Genomic DNA, 276 nt, shown 5'->3' on the forward strand with positions numbered 1-276 from the left:
AATCCAGGTAGCCCAGCCACTATTACAACGTTATATTGAATCACCAATATTCAGTATGACTACAAAGATTTGCTGCGGTCGTGGCGGAATTGGTAGACGCACCAGATTTAGGTTCTGGCGCCGAGAGGTGTGAGAGTTCAAGTCTCTCCGACCGCACCATTATTTAGAATGTGTTTCTTTCATTAGATGAACATTCATTGTTGGGCTATCGCCAAGCGGTAAGGCACCGGCTTTTGATGCCGGCATTCCCTGGTTCGAATCCAGGTAGCCCAGCCA

Annotated in this window: 2 tRNA genes; both read left to right on the top strand. The window is 47.8% G+C overall.

Features of this window, described 5'->3' with window-relative positions:
• The first annotated feature begins 74 nt into the window (after positions 1–74).
• A tRNA-Leu gene (locus AB4503_RS23590) sits at positions 75–159 on the top strand.
• Between the two features lie 42 nt (positions 160–201).
• Positions 202–276, top strand: a tRNA-Gln gene (locus AB4503_RS23595).

It is taken from the genome of Vibrio sp. 10N.222.55.B11 (assembly GCF_041473705.1).
GTDB classification, from domain to species: Bacteria; Pseudomonadota; Gammaproteobacteria; order Enterobacterales; family Vibrionaceae; genus Vibrio; species Vibrio crassostreae_C.